The following is a 19,362-nucleotide window of genomic DNA, read 5'->3' as shown; positions in this document are numbered from 1 at the left end:
CAACTTCCTCAAAACCGCTGCAGCCTGATCCGCTCGGACGCGTCCGTCTGAAAGCGATCAGCTGTTGCAAGGGCCGTCGACGTGCGGGGAAATGAGCGCTTACGCTCAAGCGGCTGGAAGCATGCGGCCTGGTCACACGCCATTGTCATCCCGTCGCACCACGTCGCGTGTCGCTGCACGTGCGGGGTATGAAGAACTTAAGCCGCTTATTGAGCTGGGAGAAAAAACCGAAACGTTCGAGCAATGATTGAGCGCGGCCCGCAATGCGGCGGCCCTACAAGCATGATTAAATTGATCTGGATGGTTAGTCGTTGGATCGCGCCGGGGGCAAAGCCGCGACTTCTGAGGCATAGAGAAGATTGCTATAGCTCACAATTGTTGCTATCGTGAGTTATAGAAAGGTGCCTGTAACTCATGGTATGGAATTGGGAGCAGGCGGACTGGCCGCATTTTACCTACGATAAGACGGCGTTGGAACCGCTGGAAAGCGAGTTCCTGTTGCGATCGGGCGAGTTCCTAGGCGTCTTTCGTCATGTCGGTTCCGACGATCGCGACCAGATCCGCATCGATCTTATCAGCGAAGAGGCCTTGAAGACATCCGCGATTGAGGGGGAGTACCTCGACCGCGAGAGCCTGCGATCATCCCTGCGCCAGCAACTTGGTCTGGGCAGCGAGACCAGGCGCATTCCGCCTGCCGAGCGCGGCATCGCTGAAATGATAGCCGATGTCTACTTGCATTTTGCCGATGCGCTGACGCATCGCACTCTTTACGCTTGGCATACGATGGTGATGTCGGGTGAGCGTCGTATCGAGACCATCGGCAACTACCGCCAGCATGCCGATGCCATGCAGATCGCTTCCAATCGGCTGGATAAGCCCAAAGTTCATTTCGAAGCGCCGCCCTCCGCGCGGGTGAAACCCGAAATGGACGCCTTCGCCGCTTGGTTCAACGATACCTCACCCAAAGGCAAAACACCGCTCCCAGCGTTGACGCGTGCCGCTATCGCGCACCTTTATTTCGAGAGCATTCACCCGTTCGAGGATGGCAACGGCCGCATAGGCCGTGCCCTGTGCGAAAAGGCGCTGGCGCAAAGCCTGGGTGAGCCCAGCCTCATCGCGTTGGCCTATACGATAGAGCGCCGCCGCAAGGCCTACTACGACCATCTGGAGGCCAGCAACACGAGCAACGCGGTAACAGATTGGCTGCTCTACTTCGCCAACACGATCCTCGAAGCGCAGCGCGTAACGCTCGCTCGTGTCGAATTCTCCGTCGCCAAGGCCAAGTTTTACGAACGCTACCGGGATCACTTCAACGAGCGCCAGGAAAAGGTCATCGCCCGGATGTTCCGCGCGGGCATCGACGGGTTCAAAGGAGGGCTCAGCGCCGAGAATTATATCGCCATCACGCAGGCATCGCGCGCGACGGCAACAAGAGATTTGCAGGACCTCGTTGCCAACGGTGCACTGATAAGAACCGGCGAACGGCGACACACACGTTACGCGTTGAACATTCTTGATGGCCGCACGTAAACCACAATAGAGAAAGAAGAGGCAGGCTGTCAAAGAGCCTGCCTGCCTGAGCATCGAGGGGTGGCGGGCTGCAACTCGGCAGGAGGTCGTCGATTGGGTTACACGAGACCGGAAACGCAAAAAGTCGCGCGGTGCGATGCTGATTGTCCGGTCCCGGTGGAAGCCGGTGGTATAGTGTTAACTCAACGCGCGTTGGGGGAAAGAAGCGCGCGGAAGGGGCGGGCTGGCCTTCGAGTGGTAGCGAGAAACCTGAACAAAACTCTTGGCAGACATCAAGGCCGGGCACATCAGCTCGGCTGCTGTATTGCGGCAAGCTTCCAGTCACCGCCGTTCTGCCGCGTAAAGGTCCACAGTTCGGTTGTCTCCGTCGGCTGATCGGCCTGGCCCTCGACAATCTTGTCACTGATGCGATCGCGGGTCACGTCGCGAGACTCGTAGCGCAAAGCAGCGGTCGCGTAGTCGCGATCATCCTCCCGCCAGCTTTCCGCAATATCGGCCTCCAACAGGCTGACATCCGACACGTCATTCCTGACGCCCTTTTTGGCATTATCGGCAAGTTCCTCGGACAGATAGGACACCATCTCGGGCGTCACCAACCGGCGCAAGGCAGCATGGTCCTCGCGCCCGAATGCTTCCTGAACTTCCGTCAGCCTTTGCTGGAACGTGTCGAGGTCGGTTTTAGTGAGCGTGATCTCATCGGAAGGGCTGGCTTGGCTCGTTCCGCCAAATCCCGACCCGATGCCTGGAATGGGGAATGCTTGGACGTTGCTCGGCTCGGGCCGGGCTGCTGCGCTTCGCCCAAAGCTCCCAGCCCCTCGCGAGGCACCGGCCATAGCGGGCGCTGGGTTTTGCGCCGACTGCGAGCGGAAAAAGCGGATCGCCAGCATGATCGCACCGCCGATCAGCAGCACTTGAAGCAAAAGACCCAACATGCCGGCCAAGCCGCCGAAACCATGGCCCAAAAGCACGCCGATCAAACCGCCGAGAAGCAGACCCCGCATCATCGATCCGCCGAGGCCGTTGAAGAAGCCCGGGCGCTGGAATGCCTGCGGCTGACGGCCCGCATTGTTCGTTGCCGCATTGGGCGTCATCGAGCGCTCGACCGGTGCGGCAGGCTGTGGCGCAGTTCTGGTCGGCGGGACCGACTGGAAAGTGCGCGTGCCGCGACTGCCGAAGCTGCCGCCACGGCGCGCATCGGCGTGATCCACGGCGACCATGGAAAATGCCAGGAACAACCCTGCAAGCAAAACTGCAAACCGTCCCGAACGCGAAATCAACATAGGCAAATCCTTACGACACTCTTTCTGCTCATATGGGGTGCGCCGATCGAAATATCAGTGACCGGCACCTTCCACTTCAACGGGCGACATGCTGCTTATGCTCAGGCACGCCTTTCGCGGAGCGATGGCTTGCGCTCTGGTGCGCGATCCCACAAGCAGGACCTGGTCGAAGTCGGCCGCGACCAGCGGCCCCAGATTGACCGTCACCGTCCCGTCTTCAAGGCGATCCGTTGCGATAGCCTTCCGGCAGATGACGCGATGCGCATCGGCGCTAGTAGCGCGTGAGTGTTTATCCGTTCTGCGCAGGCACTGCAGATATCGCGCGGCCCAGGTTGGCACCATTCAGGTGCGAGACAATTCCTCGCCGCGACCCGTCTGCGCTATGGCTTTTCCGCAAGGATCGCCTCGGCGGTTTTCTCGTCGGTGATCAGAACATCGACGACACCAAGACGTAGCACGGCGCGCAGCACCGGAACCTTATCGAGGCCACCGGAGGGCAGGATCACAGTGTCGACGTCGCGCAGATGTTCGGGGGCGAGGCCGATAACGCGACGGTTGAGCGGATGATCGACGAGTTGTCCCTCGGCATCGATCCAGTGGCCGCAAATATCGCCGACGGCGCCGGCTTCGCGAAGCGATATGAGATCATCGTCGCCTACCAGTCCGATCCGAAAGATGGTGGCGTCCTTGTGCACCGCACCCACCGAAACGAAAGCGGCATCAACGTCGCGGGCATGGGTGAAGGCATCTTCCAGAATAGACTGGCGCATAAGCAGATCGCGCGTGGCCTCGGTGTCCGTGAACACCGGTGCTGCGACGTAGAAGCATTCCGCGTCGAAAAGCGCCGCGAGCCGGGAAGCGATCTCGTAGATGTTGATCGCCGATCCACGCGTGAGCCCGCCAAGCAGGGAAACGACCGACATCCCTTTGACCGGCCGTACGGTCACTGACCGCAGGCTAAGCTGGAGCGTCCGTCCCCATCCCACGCCCACCGATATCCCGTCACGTATTCTAAGCGACAGGGCTTCACCGGCGGCGGCTGCGATGACCTGTGGCACCAGGGCAGGATCGGGCGGTGTCGGAACCACGATCGGATCGGAGACGCCATAGGCGTCCCGCAACCGGTTCTCCAACTCGATGCAGTTCGCCACCTTGGAATTGATGCGAATCTGAACTATCCCCCGCTGGCGGGCATGCGCCAACATCCGGTTGACGCGAACGCGGGTCAGGCCAAGAGACTTGGCGATTTGCGCCTGCGTGAGGTCACCGACATAAGCAAGCCAGGCGGCGCGGACGAGGAGCCCTTCCTCGCGATCGGCTGTAACGGAACTCGTTACGGCGTGGCGGCCGTCGCGTTTCTTTCGTGGTGGTTTCTCCATCAGACCATCCTGTCCACTCCGCGGCAGCGGGATCAGAGCAGGCTCGGCGGAGCCATGTGCTCATCGATATCAGGGATCAATCGAGTTTCCCCGCTCCGCTAGCCTCGGTGATAGCGGTCGAAGGACAAAACCAGCGGAGCATCATCACAAATCGCGTCGATGATGGCGCTCGTCAGCGGCAGGCGATCGTAAGGAAGTACACCCCTGGCCATCATCATATTCTTCAAAGTCTGACCAAGGTCCAGCGCCAGTTGCGCCCCCTCGACCGTGTCTGAACTCATATGTTCGCGCTTCGCCACGGAATAAGGCAGGCCGCGGCCAAGCAGGCGCCCCATGCGACCGTTACGGCCCGCCTGGCAGGTCACATAAAGATCGCCGGAGCCGGCCAGCCCCAGCACTGTTTCGATTTTGCCACCCAGAGCTTCGACCAGAATCGCCATCTCGGCGAGGGACTGCGAGAAAAGTGACGAGGCAAGATTGTACATGAGCGCACCATTTGACGCTTTGTTGTCGCGCTCCAGCAGCCCGACGGGGGATCCAATGGCCAGCGTGTAGAAATTCTTGAAAGCGGCGCAGATCTCGACGCCAACGAGATCGGATGACGGTCGCGCATGATAGAAAGGCGCGCGCAGAATGCGGGACGCTGCGGCAATCTTGTCGGGATCGTGCCCGGCCACGATCACAGAGGTATCGCGCTGTGCGGCCAGTTCGCCAGCGATGCAAGGTCCGCCGACGGCCATCACCGGGACCGACAAGCCGGTGCGCTGCTCAATCTCGCGGGCAAGCAGATGTGGCAGGATTTCGATGCCGTCGTCACTCGCGGCAAGTCCTTTCGTAATCATCAGTATCGGCACGGGCGACTTGATGCTTTCGGCAATGCGGTCGATCGCCCAAGGAATGCCGGCCGACGAGACGCCGAGTACAAGGAGATCGGGTCCATCGTTCATCACCGCTCCGAATTCAGTCCAGGAACAGGCGGTTACCGCGCCAGGCAGAGTGATGTTGAGGCGCGGATGACGACCTGCGCTGGCCACCGAGCCGACGATCTCCTCGTCGAGATGGGTGCCGACGAGAGTAATGCGGTTACCCGCGTGAGCGGCCGGAAGCGTCATGGCAGAGCCCATGACGCCGGCGCCGAGGATAATGATGTGCGCCATTCAACTTCTTCCCTTGTCCAGCCGCTCGCCGCTGCCTTGGTCGAACAGGTGGATTCGGTCAGGCGTCGGCTCCAGATGGATCACAGCGCCAGGAGAGAGTTCCATGCGATCATGCAGCACCGAACAGATCGCGACGTTGCCCATGCTGGCAAAGATATGGATTTCGGGGCCAGTCGGCTCGACAACCGTAACCCTGGCCGGGATGCCTCGCCCGTCTGCCACTGGTCGAAGATGTTCTGGACGGATGCCATAGATCACCTTTTGGCCGGGCCGGACTGCGGCCTGTGGCGGAAGCGGGAGGGATAGTTCGTCGGTCCGCACCACCCAGGCGTCGCGCTCAGATGCGACCTCGCCATGGAACATGTTCATTGCGGGCGACCCGATGAACGAGGCGACGAAGAGGTTTGCCGGGCGATCGTAGACATCGAGCGGGCGCCCGATCTGCTCGATGTGGCCGTCGCGCATGATGACGATGACATCGGCCATGGTCATGGCCTCGATTTGGTCATGCGTGACATACACGGTGGTGGTCTTCAGCCGCTGGTGGAGCTCCTTGATTTCGGTGCGCATCTGCACGCGCAGTTTGGCGTCGAGGTTGGACAGCGGCTCATCGAACAGGAACACAGTTGGATCCCGCACGATGGCGCGGCCCATGGCGACGCGTTGCCGCTGGCCGCCGGAAAGCTGGCGGGGATACCGTTCCAGATAGGGGGTCAAATTGAGGATCGACGCCGCCCATCCGACCTTCTGTTTGATCTCTTCGCTGGGGCGTTTCTTCAATTGCATGGAAAAGGCCATGTTGTCGAAGACGGTCATGTGCGCGTAAAGCGCGTAATTCTGGAAGACCATCGCGATGTTGCGGTCTTTGGGATGAAGAGTGTTGACGACCCTGTCTCCTATGGTGATCTCACCGGACGTGATGGGCTCAAGACCGGCTATCATGCGCAACAGCGTGGACTTGCCGCAGCCGGACGGCCCCAACAGAACGACGAACTCGCCATCCTCGATCGAGAGATCGAGTCCATGGATAATCGAGAGGGCGCCATAGTCCTTCTTTATGTTGCTGATGGTGACAGACGCCATAAATTGCTATCCTTCGATTGCCCTTGCCGGTTGGGTTCCACGTCGCCATGCGAGTCATTGGCGACGATCCGATGCGGTCTCACCATTCGCTCACCAGAAAGTCTTCCAGCAGCCCTGCATCGGCGACCAGATTGACAAAGGACCAGCGGCCACGGATTTCTCGCGAATAGCGAATGGCATCGTGCCAAAGCGCTCGCGGCAGGCCTAATTCTGCGCCGGTGACCGGCCCCCCCGCAGCCTTGAGCGCTGCCTCCATGCGGGCAACCGGCATTGCCATCGGCCGAACCTCCTGGCGCAGCGCCGGCCAGATTTCCGCAAGCCTCCGGTTGAAGGCTTCAGTCTGACGAGCATCGAGAGCTGTCTTCTTCATCTCAGCAATGCAAAGTGGTCCAAGTTGCGCGCCATAGCGGGCCAGCATCGCCGCCTCATCGATGAGGGTCGGCCTTGCCTGCGGCGGCTCTTCCATGTCGAGGAGCCGCGCTTGCAGACGCGCCATAACCAGCGAGGCAACCCCGACCTGCTGACCGTGCGTGGTGCCGGGATGATGGTCTCCAGCGAACATGTCAACCCAATGGGAAATTTGGTGCTCCCCCATGGAGCCAGGATGGGAAACGCCGGCGAAGCAGACACCCATCGAGCACAGCGTCAAGACGCGCTGGAGATGCCCGACGGCGGTCACGTCATGCCTGGCCAGGCCAGGCGCATGGGCCAGCATCGGTTCCTCATCGCCCGCCTGCAGCAGGTAGGGCACGTCAGAATAGTAGGTGTCGAACAGCCGATGCGAAGCCCACCAGTCGATTTGGGCCGTGGAACGGCAGAGGCTGTCGCCAAGCCCGGCGGCGCTGAGCCAGGTGGGCGCTGCGGCCGACACGCCAAGGTCCAGGAAGATGCCACGCGGAGCGTGTGAGGGCAGCGAGATCTTGAGCCCTGAAGCCAAGGTCACCGACGCTGTTGAGGCGCCGTAGCCATTCATCGAGGCTGCCGTGCCGAAGACGGCATAGGGCCGGTTGTCGAGGAAGGTTGCATGCTTGCAGCTGTCATTGAGGACGCCGGATCCGACGGCCACGACCCCGTCGGCGTGACGCGTCTTCTCTCTGACCATCTGGATCGTCGCCTCGTCGCACTCCAGGCCCTGCGGCAGCACGATTTCGTCGATGTCGGCGACGGCGCGCAGCGCCTTGGCGACGCGCCGACCCATCACGTCGACGGTGTTGGTGTCAGAGACAGTAGCGATGTGGCTGCCTAGCATCAGAGGCGCTACGAGATCCGCCTCGCGGCCCTCCGTCGTCTCCAGCAATTCAATTGTTTGGAACGGCAGGATCGCGGCCGCGCCTGTCTCAGGATCTTTCCAGCGTCCTGCGACAACGTCCTCGATCAAGGCGTTCCAGTTGGTGGTTTCAGCCATGATCGGCCTCCATGAAAGCCGCGAGTCGCTGGTTCCAGGCTGAAAGCGTTGGCCAAAGATCGGCATGGATCGCAAGAAGGTCGGCGTAGAGCTGGGCCCGTTTCGCGTCCGGCTCGAAGGTTTTGGTCGGCTCGCTGGCCATTGCGAGCGACGCTTCGGCGATGGTGGAAAACCAGCCCACGCCCTTTGCCGCTGCCATCGCCGCGCCAAGCGAGGAGGCTTCTACGGTCGTCGAACGTTTTACGGGAAGATCGAGTGCATCCGTCAGAATCTGCATCCACAGGTCGGACTTCGCTCCTCCGCCGATCGCTATGAGGTGATCGATCGTCTGGGCGGCGGCCGCAGCGGCTCGCCGACTTGTCGCGGCCTGATGCAGCGCTATGCCTTCCAGCACGGCGCGATAGATGTCGCCGCGGCGGCTCGAGCCGGACAGCCCGGCAATCACACCACGGGCCTCGCTATCCCAGTGCGGATCCATGACGCCCTGCCAGTACGGCAGGAGCATTATGCCGCCTGCGCCGATGCGGCTGGCGGCGGCTTCGGCCTCGAGCGCCGCCAGGCCGTCGCTTGAGCCATGCAGATCGACGCCGAGCATTTCGCGCGCCATCCAATCAACGAGAAAAGTGCCCGCGCGAAGGCACGTCTCGTAGATATAGCCATCCTCGGCGACCGCCGTTTCGGTGCGGAAGGCCGGGTCATGGACGTAGTCGATGCCGAAACTGCCGGAGACGACCGCCGTGCCGAGATTGATGTAAGCGCATCGCGGCTGCAACACACCAGCGCCCGTTCCGGCGCATTGACCGTCGCCGCCGCCGGCGACGATCGGCGTGCCCTCGTGCAAGCCCGTCAGCATGGCCGCTTCCGACGTTAGTTGGCCCACAATGGCGCCGGGCCGCGCCAGGTCCAGCATCATTCGCCGGGCGACGCCTGCTGCGTCCAGTATATCGTTCGACCAGTCCATGGCTCGCATGTCGAGCACGCCCATTGGGTCGGCGGACGCGGTGGACGTCACCCACCGGCCGCTCAACCGAAACACCAGGTAGCCGTGGACTTCGGCTATTCGCTCCACGCGGGCAAAAATCTCGGGCTCTTCCTCGCGAAACCAGATCATGCGGTAAAGGCAAGGAATGACGTCCAGCGGCTTGCCGGATATTGCGTGGACGCGTGCCGCGCCGAAGCTTTCGCCGAAACGGCGGACCTTCTGGCGGGCGCGCTCATCGAGCCAGAGCGTCGCGGGCCTGATCGCTTCACCTTGCTCGTCGAAAAGACCGAAGCTTTCGCGCTGGTTGGCAATGGCAAGGGCGGCAATGCGTTTCGGCGAAACTGTTGCTGCCACAGCGCGGAGCGCTGTGACCGTCGAGGTCCACCACTCGGCCGGATCCTGCTCGAAATAGCCCGAACGCGGGTTGGACATTGCAATCGACGCACGGCCCTCCGCCACGGCGCGACCATTGCGGTCCCAGGCGATCGCCTTGGTTGCCGAGGTCGAGGAATCAATGCCGATGACGAGATCCGGAACCATTGCCGCCACATTGCCAGAGGGCGAGGGCGGTTGAAGCCGCCGTCGCCGAAATCACCGGGGGATGCCGCTAAAGGCCGGCATCCTTGACTTTGCCGTCGACAATGCCGGCAATGGCATCCAGGCATGCCTTGGCGTCGCCGCCATAGTCTTGGCCCGTAAGCAACTTGCCGAGCTCAACCGGAATGTCGTTGTTCGACAAATCCGCCCAAATCGGCATGTCCGGCTCCGATCCCATCTGGTTGTCGATGGTGTATTTGATCGCGTCGAAATGGCGTGTCGTTCCGGGTCCAACGACGGCCTTTGCCTTGACCCGAGGATCGGTGAAGGAGGAATTGCGCATCGGTGAGGCGCCGCCGCCGAGCGTCGACACCCGCGCCATCACATCCTTCGAGCAGACCCACTGCATGAACAGCCATGCCGCTTCCTTGTTCTTGGAATATTGCGACAACGAAATCGTCGAGCCACCCTGGTGGCCGACGGCCGGGATTTCGTTGAAGCCGCAATCGGCGGCGGCGCGACGGCCAGGAACCTCTTTGGGCGCCGGCAAGGCCTCGAACAGGCCTTTGACCTTGGAATCGTTGGCGTCGAAGCCGGGGAAATCTTCGCCCCAGGTGATTGCCATGGCGGCCTGCCCCTGTGTCAGGGCCTGACCCTGACCGTCCCAGGTCCATGTCGTCGCAGAGGGCGGCGAGTTCTTGACCAGTTCCTGATAGAATTGCAGCCCGGCCACGCCGCGCTCGTCATTGCCGACGAATTTCTTGTCTTTGTTGAAGACCGAACCGCCATGGCCCCACAGTGCGAAGGTCCAGTCGCATTCCAGCGAATAATGGCCGGACTTCGCCTGGCATGCGGTGCCAAAGATGCCATTGCCTTTTTCCGCCTCTGTGAGCGCCTGCACGGCCTTGAGGTAGGCGTCGAGGTCTGTCGGCAACGCAATATTGTGTTTGTCGAAGAGGTCCTTGCGGTACATCAGGATGAAGATCGGAATATCGAATGGAATTCCGCATTGTCTGCCGTTGTACATGGCGATGCCGTCGACCAGCGGCTTGGAGAAATCATCCCAGTCAAAGTCGGGCATCGCCAGTTCTTTGTTCTGGTCATAATACTCGCGCGGATCGACGACATCCTGTGCAAATGTCGCCATCCAGGACTGGTCGAGGTAGTAGACGTCATAGGTGCCCAGCTGGCCCTGTACGTCTTGCGTCGCCTTTGCGAGAACCTGCTCCAGCGGCACGATCTCGACTTCCACCTCAATACCGGTTGCCTTCGTGAACTCACCCGCAACGAGCTGATTGGCGACGATCGTCGGCGGCGTGGCTTCCGAAGTGTAGCGGATTTTGGTGCCGGCATATGGTTTGCCGACATCGGCCAGCCACTTCAGCATATCCGTGTCCTGGGCGCGGGCTTCTTCAACCCCCAGGCCCAGCACCCCCCGATTGGAGCGGCCGCCGCCCAGCATGGCCGATCCGAAGGCAGAAAAGCCGACGCCAGCGAGCGCCATCTTCCTCATGAAGTCGCGTTTGGTTATTCGGCGCGCCGTAAAGTCGTTGCAGGTGTCGGCGACGAATGTCTTCTTGTCGTGATCTCTGAAGCTCATGATCGTTCCTCCGTTGCGATTTTGTCGTCGTTCTTCTCGTCCGGGCCTCACTCCTTCAGCGATCCGAGAGTGAGGCCGCGGACCAGATGCCGTTGAACCAGTAGGATAAAGATGAAGCTGGGTATGATCGCCGAGGTGCCGAGCGCGGTGATGTAGCCCCACTCGGTCGCGGTCGAGGTGACAAAGGTCGAGATCTTCACCGGCACGGTGCGGATCGACGTTGTCAAGAACAGTGAGAGCAGGAACTCGGTCCATGAAAAAATGAAACACAGCACAGCTGTCGCGGCGATGCCACCCTTGACCATGGGCAGGACCACACGGCGAAAGGTCTGCCAGCGCGTCGCGCCGTCAATCAGCGCTGCCTCATCGACCTCGCGCGGGACATCGTCGAAGAACGACTTCAAAAGCAAAACCGCCAGCGGCAGGTTGATCAAACTGTGAACGAGGATGAGCCCCGTATAGGTGTCGCGCAAGCCGAGATCCCGGAACATGAAAACGACCGGTACGACGATGGCGATTGGCGGCATGAAGCGCTGCGAGAGGATCCAAAACAGGAAGGACTGTTGGCCGCTGAACTGCATTCGTGATAGGCAATAGGCGGCCAGCGTCGCCAGCAACAGCGTCAGTGTTGTCGATCCAACGGCTATGATCGCGCTGTCGAGCAGCGACTGGCGGGAATCGTAGGAGCTGGCGCCGCCCTTGATCACCCCCGCCGCCTCGCCGCCCTGTTCCATGCCGATGTCGACGCGCGAGACGCCAAGCAGCGTCACGCGGTAATTATCCGGCGTCGGCGTGAAACCGACGTAGACCGGTCCGCTGCGGTCGAAGATCGCCGAATAGGGTTTGATGGACGACAGCGCCCACCAGGCGATCGGGAACATGAAGATCGCCACCACCAAGACGGCGAGCACGTCACGGGCGATCATTCGGGCGCGGGACGGCTCCATCAGAACCTCACCTTGAACAGCCTGACGAAGAGGTTCGACACGCCGATCAAGACGACGAGCACGATCAGCGACAGGGTCGCGGCATAGGGGAAGTCTCCGGTGAAGTAGATACGACCAGCGTAGAATGAAAGCGTCTCGGTGGCCGTGCCTGGCCCGCCGGCGGTGATGATGTAAACGTAGTCGTAGATGCGAAAGAGATCGACGCCGCGGATCAGCACCGCGACCGCTATCACCTTGCGCAGCATCGGCAATGTGAGGCGCAAGAATGTCTGGAGACCATTGGCGCCATCGATCGCAGCGGCTTCGAAAGGTTCCCTCGGCAGCGCCCTGAGCCCTGCCAGCATGATGAGCACCATGAACGGCGTCCATTGCCATATGTCTGCCAGCAGGATCGCCAGCAGTGCGGTTACCGGCTGCGTCAGGATCGGCTGTGCCGGCGAGAGCAGGTGGAGGGCGTAAAGGTAGAACGACAGGACACCAAAGGAGCCGTCCTGCATCAGCAAGAACATCATTCCGGTCACGGCAGGGGGCACGACCAGCGGCAATGTCATCAACGCCCGCAGCACGCCGTAACCTTTGCGATCGGTGTCAAGCAGAAGCGCGATCAGGATGCCAAGCGCAAGCTGAACGGCAAGCGCGACGAAGGTGTAGATCAGCGTGGTTTCCAACGAATGCCACATACGCGCATCCGAGAATGCGCGCGTCCATTGGTGGACTCCGGCGAAGTCAAGCTGCCGGGAAACGACATTGCGTTTGTGAAATGACAGCCAGACCGAATAGGCGAGGGGATAGATGCCGAAAACAAGAAGCATCACCGTGATCGGCGCCAGCCAGGGAAAAGGATGCTCGGCCGTCATGAACCGGGGCAGGACCCATTTAGGCCTCTCGCGCGTGAAGGTCGCGGTGCTCACGCGCAAATCTCCGCTTGGTGACAGAGATGCATCGGCCCTCTCCCTATCGGCCAGATCGTGCCAACTTGAACTTTTGTAAGTTTGTTGTGTCTTTTGTTAAGGCAGCGTGTGGGACGGCCGTCAATTTGTCAAGCACCGGTTCGATGAACGCCCATGGATTTGCTGGCTGCCCCACATTGGGCGATCACCGCAGCGATGGTCGTCAGTACGCAATGCGAAAGGGATTTATGATGCGCAAGCCCTCGTCGAGAGCCATTCCGTGCTGCATGTCCTCCGACCAAAGTGTATCGCAGCCGGCGTGAATCGCTGCGGAGACGATCATGGCGTCATAGGTGGAAAGGCCGTATCGCTCCGCGAGCCTCAATCCTGTTTCGTGGGTCTCGATCGTGAGCGGATAGGTCGTCAACAGCCCGCGTAACATGGTCAGCAGCGCATTGGTTTCGGCCCAGGACATTTGCATCTTCCGACGCGCGACGTTCGCGAGTTCATTGAGAACCTGCACGCTGATTGCCCCGCCAGCGGCAATGACCGCCTCAGCCCGATCCGCCTTCGCTATGTCGCTTGACGCGATATAGACAAGGACGTTGGTGTCGAAAAAACTAGCGGGCATTCGACTCGTCTCGGTCGAACTTGAAGTCAGCGGGAAGCCGACCTCGGAAGGCGCGGAGGCGCTTCAGCAATTCGTCGCGCCCTGGCTTGCGCGCGACGCCAAGCTGGCGGAGGTCGGCGACATGGATTTCGATCTCATCGCCCTCCCTAAGCTCAAGGGCTTCGACCACTGCCGTTGGAAGTCGAACGGCGAGACTGTTTCCCCATTTACCGATCTGCATGTTACTTTCTCGTCTGGATATACGGTGGAAGAAATGTATATCTAAAAGGGGTGGACGTCAAGAATTGTGATGCTGCATAGCTCGGGCCACCAGCTATAGAATGCTGAAGCCCGGTGACCATGGCTACGATTTCGTTTTTGTCGAACCGGGGCAGCGTCTACGTCACCGAGGGCGTGAACAGGCCATGGGGCATCGATGAGATTGGGACAGCGACCCGAGCCTCTTTCCGGGAGCTCACACTAATCCGGCAGTCTGATCTGGAGCTTCACGTCCGCCGGCCGGCCTTCGACGGCGCGGTCGAAGGCTGCGATAGAGTCCTCGAAGGGGAAGGTCGCTGAAATCAGCGGTTTGAGGTCGACCCGCCCCGATCCCATCAGCGCGATCGCCCGGTCATATTGGTGGGCATAGCGGAACACCGTTTCGATGCGGATTTCCTTCGTCGAAGCAGTAGCGATGTCGATCGCCACCGGCGCCACCGGCAGGCCGACCACCACCACCGTGCCACCGGGCCGCGGCAGATCGAGCAGGGTCTCCCATGCTTTGGACGAGCCGGAGCATTCGAAGACGACGTCGGCGCCCCAGCCCTCGGTCAGGCGCTTTACCTCCGCCGTCAGGCTCTTGTCGCGGATATTGACCGGGACCACACCTTGGTAGCCGGCGGCGATGTCGAGCTTGGGTTGGGCGAGGTCTGCGACGATCGCGCGGGCGCAGCCGCCGGCAAGGGCGGCGATCGCCACCATCGTGCCGATCGGCCCTGCGCCAATCACCACCGCCGTGTCGCCCGGCACGAGCTTCGCCTTGGCCGCAGCCTGCATGCCGACAGCGAAGGGCTCGACCATTGCGCCTTCGGCGAAGCTGACATTGTCGGGCAATTTGAAGGTGTAGCTGGCGGGGTGAACGACATAGGGGGTCAACACGCCGTGGATCGGCGGCGTCGCCCAGAACCTGACTGCCGGGTCGATGTTGTAGAGACCCAGCCGGCTCGCCCGCGAATTGGGATCTGGAATACCCGGTTCCATGCAGACGCGGTCGCCGACCTTCAGGTGCTCGACGCCTTCGCCTGTTTCCACGATCGTGCCGGCGGCTTCATGGCCCAAGACCATCGGCGCTTCGACCACGAACGGGCCGATTCGACCATGAGTGTAGTAATGCACATCGGAGCCACAGACGCCCACCGTGTGGATCTTGATGCGAACCTCGCCCGGACCAACGGTCTGCGGCAGATCGATGTCACGCAGCTTGAGCTCGTGCTGACGTTCGAGGACAAGGGCGCGAACTTTCGTCATCAACATGATCTCCTCTAAAGCCGATTGTAGGAGGCCTTCTTGACCTTACTTGCCTTCGGCGACGCTCATCATAGCCGCTCATCCACCGCTTCAAAATCCAGTTCGGAACGAGTGTTGCCTGATTCCGACTATCGGCACCAACTTCCCGGCCAAGGGACTTTGAAGGCGAGCATGCCGCGGTGCCCTCAAGGGATCACAATCGATCGAGATGCGCGTCCAGCTGAGCGAGGATTGCGTCGAGTGAAGGCCGATCCCTGAAGTAGAGGGCGCGAGTTCGCTCATAGGCGTTGGCGTAGATCTGTCGGGTCGCGGGATCGGTGAGGCGAAAAGCCTCATTCCGCCGCAGGTCCGGCTCATCGCCGCCTCGGAACCGATCGGCCTTGTGTGCGCGGTATTCCGGGCTGCCAATAAAGGCTTTGACGCCCTCGTCCTCCAGAAGACAGAAGACGTCGTAGTAGTGACGCATGAAGTTGACGGGCATCTCTCCGGAAGCCTGCTGCTGCCGGAATTTGGTGGAAAGGGTCTGCAGCTTTTCGACGAACGTGTAGCCGGGCTCATAGCAGAGAACATCGACGGCGCGGTTATCGATCAGGTCCGGCACGCCCGATGCCACCGCACGATCATAGGCCCAGGAGGAGATGAGGCGGGCCTGATTGGGCGCGACCCGATCGAAGCCCGCTTCCAACAGAGAGGATGGATCAGAATGTCGATGTGGATCAGCTGATATCCCTTGGCCAGCGAGGTGCCGCCCTTGAGCTCGAAACGGAAACCGAGCTGCTGCAGGCCCCACAGGGCATGCATGATCCAGTAGTCCTTCTCAGCCAGGCCGGAATCGATCTTCATGTCCGCGGCGGCGACCGTGATCAGATAGCTGAAATCCCCGAGGTCGTGTAGAAGCGGCATGCAGATCAGGCCGCTTCCAGCGCTTGGCTCACCAGCCGCTCGGCGCGAACCGAACCGAAATCCCGCGCCGCCTTGGCCAGATGAGCGGGGTTCATGTCGCGGGCGCGCTTGAGGGCGCGAGGCAACACCTCAGCCTTGTTCTCGGCAAGACGGTCAAGATTCTGGAGAAGGTCGACCAGCAACACTTCCTGGGTCAGTTTCGCAGGCACCGAAGGCTTCTTGCGGAAGTCGTAAAAACGGCCGCCGAGCTGAAAGCGTCCATGACGCTTGAGATTATAGACGACCGGTTCGTTGTAGAGCTGGGTCGTGCCCACCCCCAGGCTGTTATAGGCGCTGGGGGAGACCATCAGAAAGCGATCGTCGTTGAGGAACGTCTCGACCAGTTTCTCCGCCGCAGCCGGAGCCTTGCCGAAACGCGTGCTGCGCGGAGCCATGTACAGTCCGCCCGACACCTTCTCCAGCCGACCTTCCTCGATAAGCTGACGCAGGTGGCGATCGACAGCCGTGGACCACTTCTCGAGGTCCTTGCGCCGATAGACCTGTCCAGGCCGCAACCGCTTCTTCAGTTCGTTCAATGCGGACACCGTCAAATCCTTCGTCCTCCACTTAAGACGCTGCGCTCCATTTTGCAATGATTTTCGTTTAAAATTCATGCACACGAGCGGACCGCCGGTCCATGTCCATGGGATACCCTTTTGCATGCGACGAGGCTCATACTAGCCCCTCGTCGACGGCTTCAAATCGGGTCCCGAACAAGTGTTGAATTGATTTCGGCCATCCGCACCAATTCCCGATCTAGGAACTTGAAGGCCGCGGCCATGCCGCTGGCGGAACCGGATTTGTTCAATCAGGACGCTTCGAGCTATCGTGCGATGAACTGGGCGCGAGAATTGCCATGCCTCCTGAATCGGAGGTGATGGGTTCGGAACAACTCTCCACTTGAGATGGCTATCTGTCGGCCTCTTCGGTGCGGGAACTACGCAGCGGATTGAGGATCTCGATGCCTTCGAAATCTTTCTCGTTATCCGTGACGACGACGCAGCCGTTCGCTTCTGCGACAGCTGCGATGATGGTGTCGAGACCGCTTCGCGGCCGCCCCTTGGCTTTGGCGTCTGCCATAAGTTTTGCCCACGAAAGGGCCGCTTTCTCGTCAAAGGATAGTATGCGACCGTCGAAGAGCGCTCGTGGTCCAGTTGGACCGACGAACCAGGCATCGAGTTGATCGCGCCGCTTCCCCGCCGGCTTTTCGAGAACGCCGCGTCGGATCTCGGCAAGAGTCAACGAGGAGATGAAAAGGTCGTCGTCGATCTGCTCGGCCATCCAGGCGATCAACGACTCGGAGGGCACCGGCTTCATGAAGTCGCTGATGATATTGGTGTCGATCAGATACCGCATTAGATGTCGACCCTTCGTCCCTCCTCACGGGGACGGGTCAGCTCCAGTTCGGAACCAATGAGAGGCGATGCAAGCAAAGCCTTGAGGATGCCGCCTTTCTTCGCAGGCTCACCTGAGATTGTTTGCTTGACGGCCGCGCGCAAACGGTCGGCGTCTGCACCGCCTTCCGCCAGGCGTCGAGCTACCGAGCGGATCAGCTCACGGTCGTCATCGCGGCCGACAACCTCGAAGCGCGCCATGCCTCGGCCAGTCAGGCGGCTCCGATAGCTATCAACCGCGCGTCGTTGAGGACTCTTGCTCATTCAGGGCCTGCCGAGGGTATTACCGGTAATATAACCAGAGCACCAGAATGTGCAAGCTCGTTGGGCCGAGTGCGGATTCACCTCGCCGAGGAGCCACCCGCCGCCGTCGGACCCAAGATCGCGGCGGATGTTCAATACTTCAACCAAAGTGGGAACGAGCCAAGGTTGCCGCGATCACTCCTGATGTCGTAGAGGCCATGGTCGGCGTTTTTAAAATTGGCGGAGAACAATACATGCCAGAGCACCCGAAACTCGTCTCCACTGCCAAGTCGCATGGCGGCGCCCAGCATGTTTATTCTCATCTCTCGACGAGCTGCTCGTGCGAAATGACGTTTGCCATTTTCGTGCCTCCGCAGGCACGGGAAAGGCGTTGCCCCGTGGTGTGGTACCTCTCTGGACTCACCTGCACCCATGCGAATGTAATGGAAAAAGGCGAATATAGACGTATGGCCGCCGAACTTGGCTTGATCGTCGTCTGTCCCGACACCAGCCCGCGTGGTGCCGACATTCCGGATGAAAAGGGCAATTGGCAGTTGGGCAGCGGCGCCGGTTTCTACCTCGACGCGACGCAAGAGCCGTATGCGAAGAACTATCGCATGTATTCCTATATCCTCGAGGAGCTGCCAGCCGTGATCGGGCGCGAATTTCCCGCCGATATGGCGCGCCAGTCGATCTTCGGCCATTCGATGGGCGGCCATGGCGCGCTGACGATCGCACTGAGAAATCCCGCGCGTTTCAAGAGTTGCTCGGCATTTGCGCCGATCGTGCAGCCAAGCACAGCCGGCTGGTCGAGGCCGGCTTTCGAAAAATATCTCGGCGTGGATGAGGCCTCGTGGCGGCGCTACGATGCCACTTCGCTCATCGAGAATGGACACCGTTTCCCGGAATTCCTGGTCGATCAGGGAACATCAGATGGTTTCCTCCAGGAGGGCCTCAGGCCTTGGCTGCTCGAGGACGCCTGCTCCAAGGCCGGCATTCCGTTGAAATTGCGGATGCAGGACGGATACGATCACTCATATTTTTTCATTTCGACATTCATGGATGACCATATGACGTGGCATGCCGAACGGCTTTCACGAGACTAAGACTAACTACTATAGGAATAGCTCAGCGGGTCAGGCGGGCTCGGTAACGACGCCGATACGCCGGTAGACGAACGGTTCGTCCTTCGAGGGAACTGTCGCAGCGCGCTGGGCTTCGTCGATCAGCATTGCCATGCGCGCATGGATCGGCGATTTCGCGCAAGCCGGGTCCGTTGCGGCGGCATCGCCGGCGATCGCCATCGCCTGGCAGCGGCAGCCGCCCCAGTCGATTTCGCGCCGCTCACAGTTGCGACAGGGCTCCTGCATCCAGTCCGTGCCGCGAAAGGCATTGAATGCCGGCGAATCGGTCCAGATCGCGGCCAGGCTGCGTGGTCCGAAACGCTCGAAGCTGAGCGACGGGATGGTCTGTGCGGCATGGCATGGCAGTACGGTGCCGTCCGGCGTCACCATGAAGGCGTCGCGCGCCCAGCCGCCCATACACGGCTTGGGATAGATGGCGAAATAGTCCGGCGTGACGAAATCGATGTTAATGACGCCGGTGAGTCGTTCCCGCGCCGCCGCGACGATCTCCGCCTGCCGGTCGACCGCAGCACGCTCGGGCATCAGTTGATCGCGATTGGTCAGCGCCCAGCCGGCGTACTGGACGTTGGCGATCTCGAGACGCTCCGCACCCAGCGAAAGGGCCAGATCGATGAATTCCGGCACCTCCTAGATGTTGTGGGGATGGATCGGCGCGTGGATCGTAAGCGGCCGGCCGGCCGCGAGAGACCCGCGTGCCGACTCCAACTACTT

The 19,362-nt window shown here is 60.8% G+C and carries 19 protein-coding genes and 1 pseudogene; 3 read left to right on the top strand and 17 right to left on the bottom strand.

All coding sequences use genetic code 11. The annotated features are described in order from the left end of the window. Window positions 1–414: 414 nt before the first annotated feature. Entirely contained in the window at window positions 415–1,530 is a 1,116-nt protein-coding gene (locus NKJ94_RS34710) for a Fic family protein (RefSeq protein WP_352531967.1), read from the top strand. A 287-nt stretch (window positions 1,531–1,817) separates the two neighbouring features. Here the strand turns inward: NKJ94_RS34710 and NKJ94_RS34705 are convergent, their stop codons facing one another. The 13 genes from NKJ94_RS34705 to NKJ94_RS34645 all read right to left on the bottom strand — a co-directional run bounded on the left by NKJ94_RS34705 (window position 1,818) and on the right by NKJ94_RS34645 (window position 15,612). Continuing rightward, window positions 1,818–2,807: a Tim44 domain-containing protein gene (locus tag NKJ94_RS34705; protein ID WP_352531971.1), complete on the bottom strand. Its 990-nt coding sequence runs from the start codon at window positions 2,805–2,807 to the stop codon at window positions 1,818–1,820. 383 nt (window positions 2,808–3,190) lie between these two features. Then, window positions 3,191–4,189 (bottom strand): sugar-binding transcriptional regulator, encoded by a 999-nt coding sequence (locus NKJ94_RS34700; protein WP_352531965.1) that lies wholly within the window; start codon window positions 4,187–4,189, stop codon window positions 3,191–3,193. 98 nt (window positions 4,190–4,287) lie between these two features. Next, on the bottom strand, window positions 4,288–5,346 hold the full coding sequence (locus NKJ94_RS34695; protein WP_352531963.1) for a hypothetical protein: 1,059 nt from the start codon (window positions 5,344–5,346) through the stop codon (window positions 4,288–4,290). Next, complete coding sequence (locus NKJ94_RS34690; RefSeq protein WP_352531961.1) at window positions 5,347–6,429, bottom strand: ABC transporter ATP-binding protein; 1,083 nt, start codon at window positions 6,427–6,429, stop codon at window positions 5,347–5,349. A 79-nt stretch (window positions 6,430–6,508) separates the two neighbouring features. Beyond that, window positions 6,509–7,834 (bottom strand): iron-containing alcohol dehydrogenase, encoded by a 1,326-nt coding sequence (locus NKJ94_RS34685; protein ID WP_352531959.1) that lies wholly within the window; start codon window positions 7,832–7,834, stop codon window positions 6,509–6,511. Next, complete coding sequence (locus NKJ94_RS34680) at window positions 7,827–9,356, bottom strand: xylulokinase (protein ID WP_352531957.1); 1,530 nt, start codon at window positions 9,354–9,356, stop codon at window positions 7,827–7,829. The genes NKJ94_RS34685 and NKJ94_RS34680 overlap by 8 nt, the downstream gene beginning before the upstream one ends. A gap of 67 nt (window positions 9,357–9,423) precedes the next feature. Beyond that, the gene (locus NKJ94_RS34675; RefSeq protein WP_352531955.1) at window positions 9,424–10,953 is read right to left on the bottom strand and encodes an ABC transporter substrate-binding protein; all 1,530 of its coding nucleotides are present in this window, start codon (window positions 10,951–10,953) and stop codon (window positions 9,424–9,426) included. A gap of 47 nt (window positions 10,954–11,000) precedes the next feature. Continuing rightward, window positions 11,001–11,900, bottom strand: coding sequence for a carbohydrate ABC transporter permease (locus NKJ94_RS34670; RefSeq protein WP_352531954.1), 900 nt, complete (start codon window positions 11,898–11,900; stop codon window positions 11,001–11,003). Then, the gene (locus NKJ94_RS34665; RefSeq protein WP_352531952.1) at window positions 11,900–12,811 is read right to left on the bottom strand and encodes a carbohydrate ABC transporter permease; all 912 of its coding nucleotides are present in this window, start codon (window positions 12,809–12,811) and stop codon (window positions 11,900–11,902) included. The genes NKJ94_RS34670 and NKJ94_RS34665 overlap by 1 nt, the downstream gene beginning before the upstream one ends. A gap of 202 nt (window positions 12,812–13,013) precedes the next feature. After that, window positions 13,014–13,421 carry a PIN domain-containing protein gene (locus tag NKJ94_RS34660; protein ID WP_352531950.1) on the bottom strand — a complete coding sequence of 136 codons (408 nt, stop codon included), beginning with the start codon at window positions 13,419–13,421 and terminating at the stop codon, window positions 13,014–13,016. After that, window positions 13,411–13,641, bottom strand: a complete 231-nt coding sequence (locus NKJ94_RS34655; RefSeq protein ID WP_352531948.1) for an AbrB/MazE/SpoVT family DNA-binding domain-containing protein — start codon at window positions 13,639–13,641, stop codon at window positions 13,411–13,413. The genes NKJ94_RS34660 and NKJ94_RS34655 overlap by 11 nt, the downstream gene beginning before the upstream one ends. A gap of 239 nt (window positions 13,642–13,880) precedes the next feature. Further along, on the bottom strand, window positions 13,881–14,927 hold the full coding sequence (locus tag NKJ94_RS34650; protein ID WP_352531946.1) for an NAD(P)-dependent alcohol dehydrogenase: 1,047 nt from the start codon (window positions 14,925–14,927) through the stop codon (window positions 13,881–13,883). Between the two features lie 193 nt (window positions 14,928–15,120). After that, window positions 15,121–15,612, bottom strand: a complete 492-nt coding sequence (locus NKJ94_RS34645; RefSeq protein WP_352531944.1) for a nucleotidyl transferase AbiEii/AbiGii toxin family protein — start codon at window positions 15,610–15,612, stop codon at window positions 15,121–15,123. Window positions 15,613–15,620: 8 nt separating this feature from the next. Here NKJ94_RS34645 and NKJ94_RS34640 point away from each other — a divergent pair, with 8 nt between their 5' ends. Next, window positions 15,621–15,821 carry a hypothetical protein gene (locus NKJ94_RS34640; RefSeq protein ID WP_352531942.1) on the top strand — a complete coding sequence of 67 codons (201 nt, stop codon included), beginning with the start codon at window positions 15,621–15,623 and terminating at the stop codon, window positions 15,819–15,821. Window positions 15,822–15,835: 14 nt separating this feature from the next. Here NKJ94_RS34640 and NKJ94_RS34635 read toward each other — a convergent pair whose 3' ends face one another. The 3 genes from NKJ94_RS34635 to NKJ94_RS34625 all read right to left on the bottom strand — a co-directional run bounded on the left by NKJ94_RS34635 (window position 15,836) and on the right by NKJ94_RS34625 (window position 17,527). After that, on the bottom strand, window positions 15,836–16,531 hold the full coding sequence (locus NKJ94_RS34635) for a hypothetical protein (RefSeq protein ID WP_352531940.1): 696 nt from the start codon (window positions 16,529–16,531) through the stop codon (window positions 15,836–15,838). 247 nt (window positions 16,532–16,778) lie between these two features. Next, window positions 16,779–17,225: a type II toxin-antitoxin system VapC family toxin gene (locus NKJ94_RS34630; protein WP_352531938.1), complete on the bottom strand. Its 447-nt coding sequence runs from the start codon at window positions 17,223–17,225 to the stop codon at window positions 16,779–16,781. Beyond that, window positions 17,225–17,527: a hypothetical protein gene (locus NKJ94_RS34625; protein WP_352531936.1), complete on the bottom strand. Its 303-nt coding sequence runs from the start codon at window positions 17,525–17,527 to the stop codon at window positions 17,225–17,227. The genes NKJ94_RS34630 and NKJ94_RS34625 overlap by 1 nt, the downstream gene beginning before the upstream one ends. A gap of 233 nt (window positions 17,528–17,760) precedes the next feature. Between NKJ94_RS34625 and fghA the strand changes: the two genes are divergently transcribed. After that, window positions 17,761–18,612, top strand: coding sequence for an S-formylglutathione hydrolase (gene fghA / locus NKJ94_RS34620; protein WP_352531969.1), 852 nt, complete (start codon window positions 17,761–17,763; stop codon window positions 18,610–18,612). Between the two features lie 30 nt (window positions 18,613–18,642). Here the strand turns inward: fghA and NKJ94_RS34615 are convergent. Continuing rightward, window positions 18,643–19,335: pseudogene (locus tag NKJ94_RS34615) on the bottom strand (SPASM domain-containing protein); the annotation flags it as partial. Window positions 19,336–19,362: the final 27 nt, after the last annotated feature.

The organism is Mesorhizobium sp. M0060, from assembly GCF_040323155.1.
GTDB lineage: Bacteria > Pseudomonadota > Alphaproteobacteria > Rhizobiales > Rhizobiaceae > Mesorhizobium.
The sequence above is the reverse complement of the archived record's forward strand: the minus strand, read 5'-3'. Positions and strand labels throughout refer to the sequence as shown.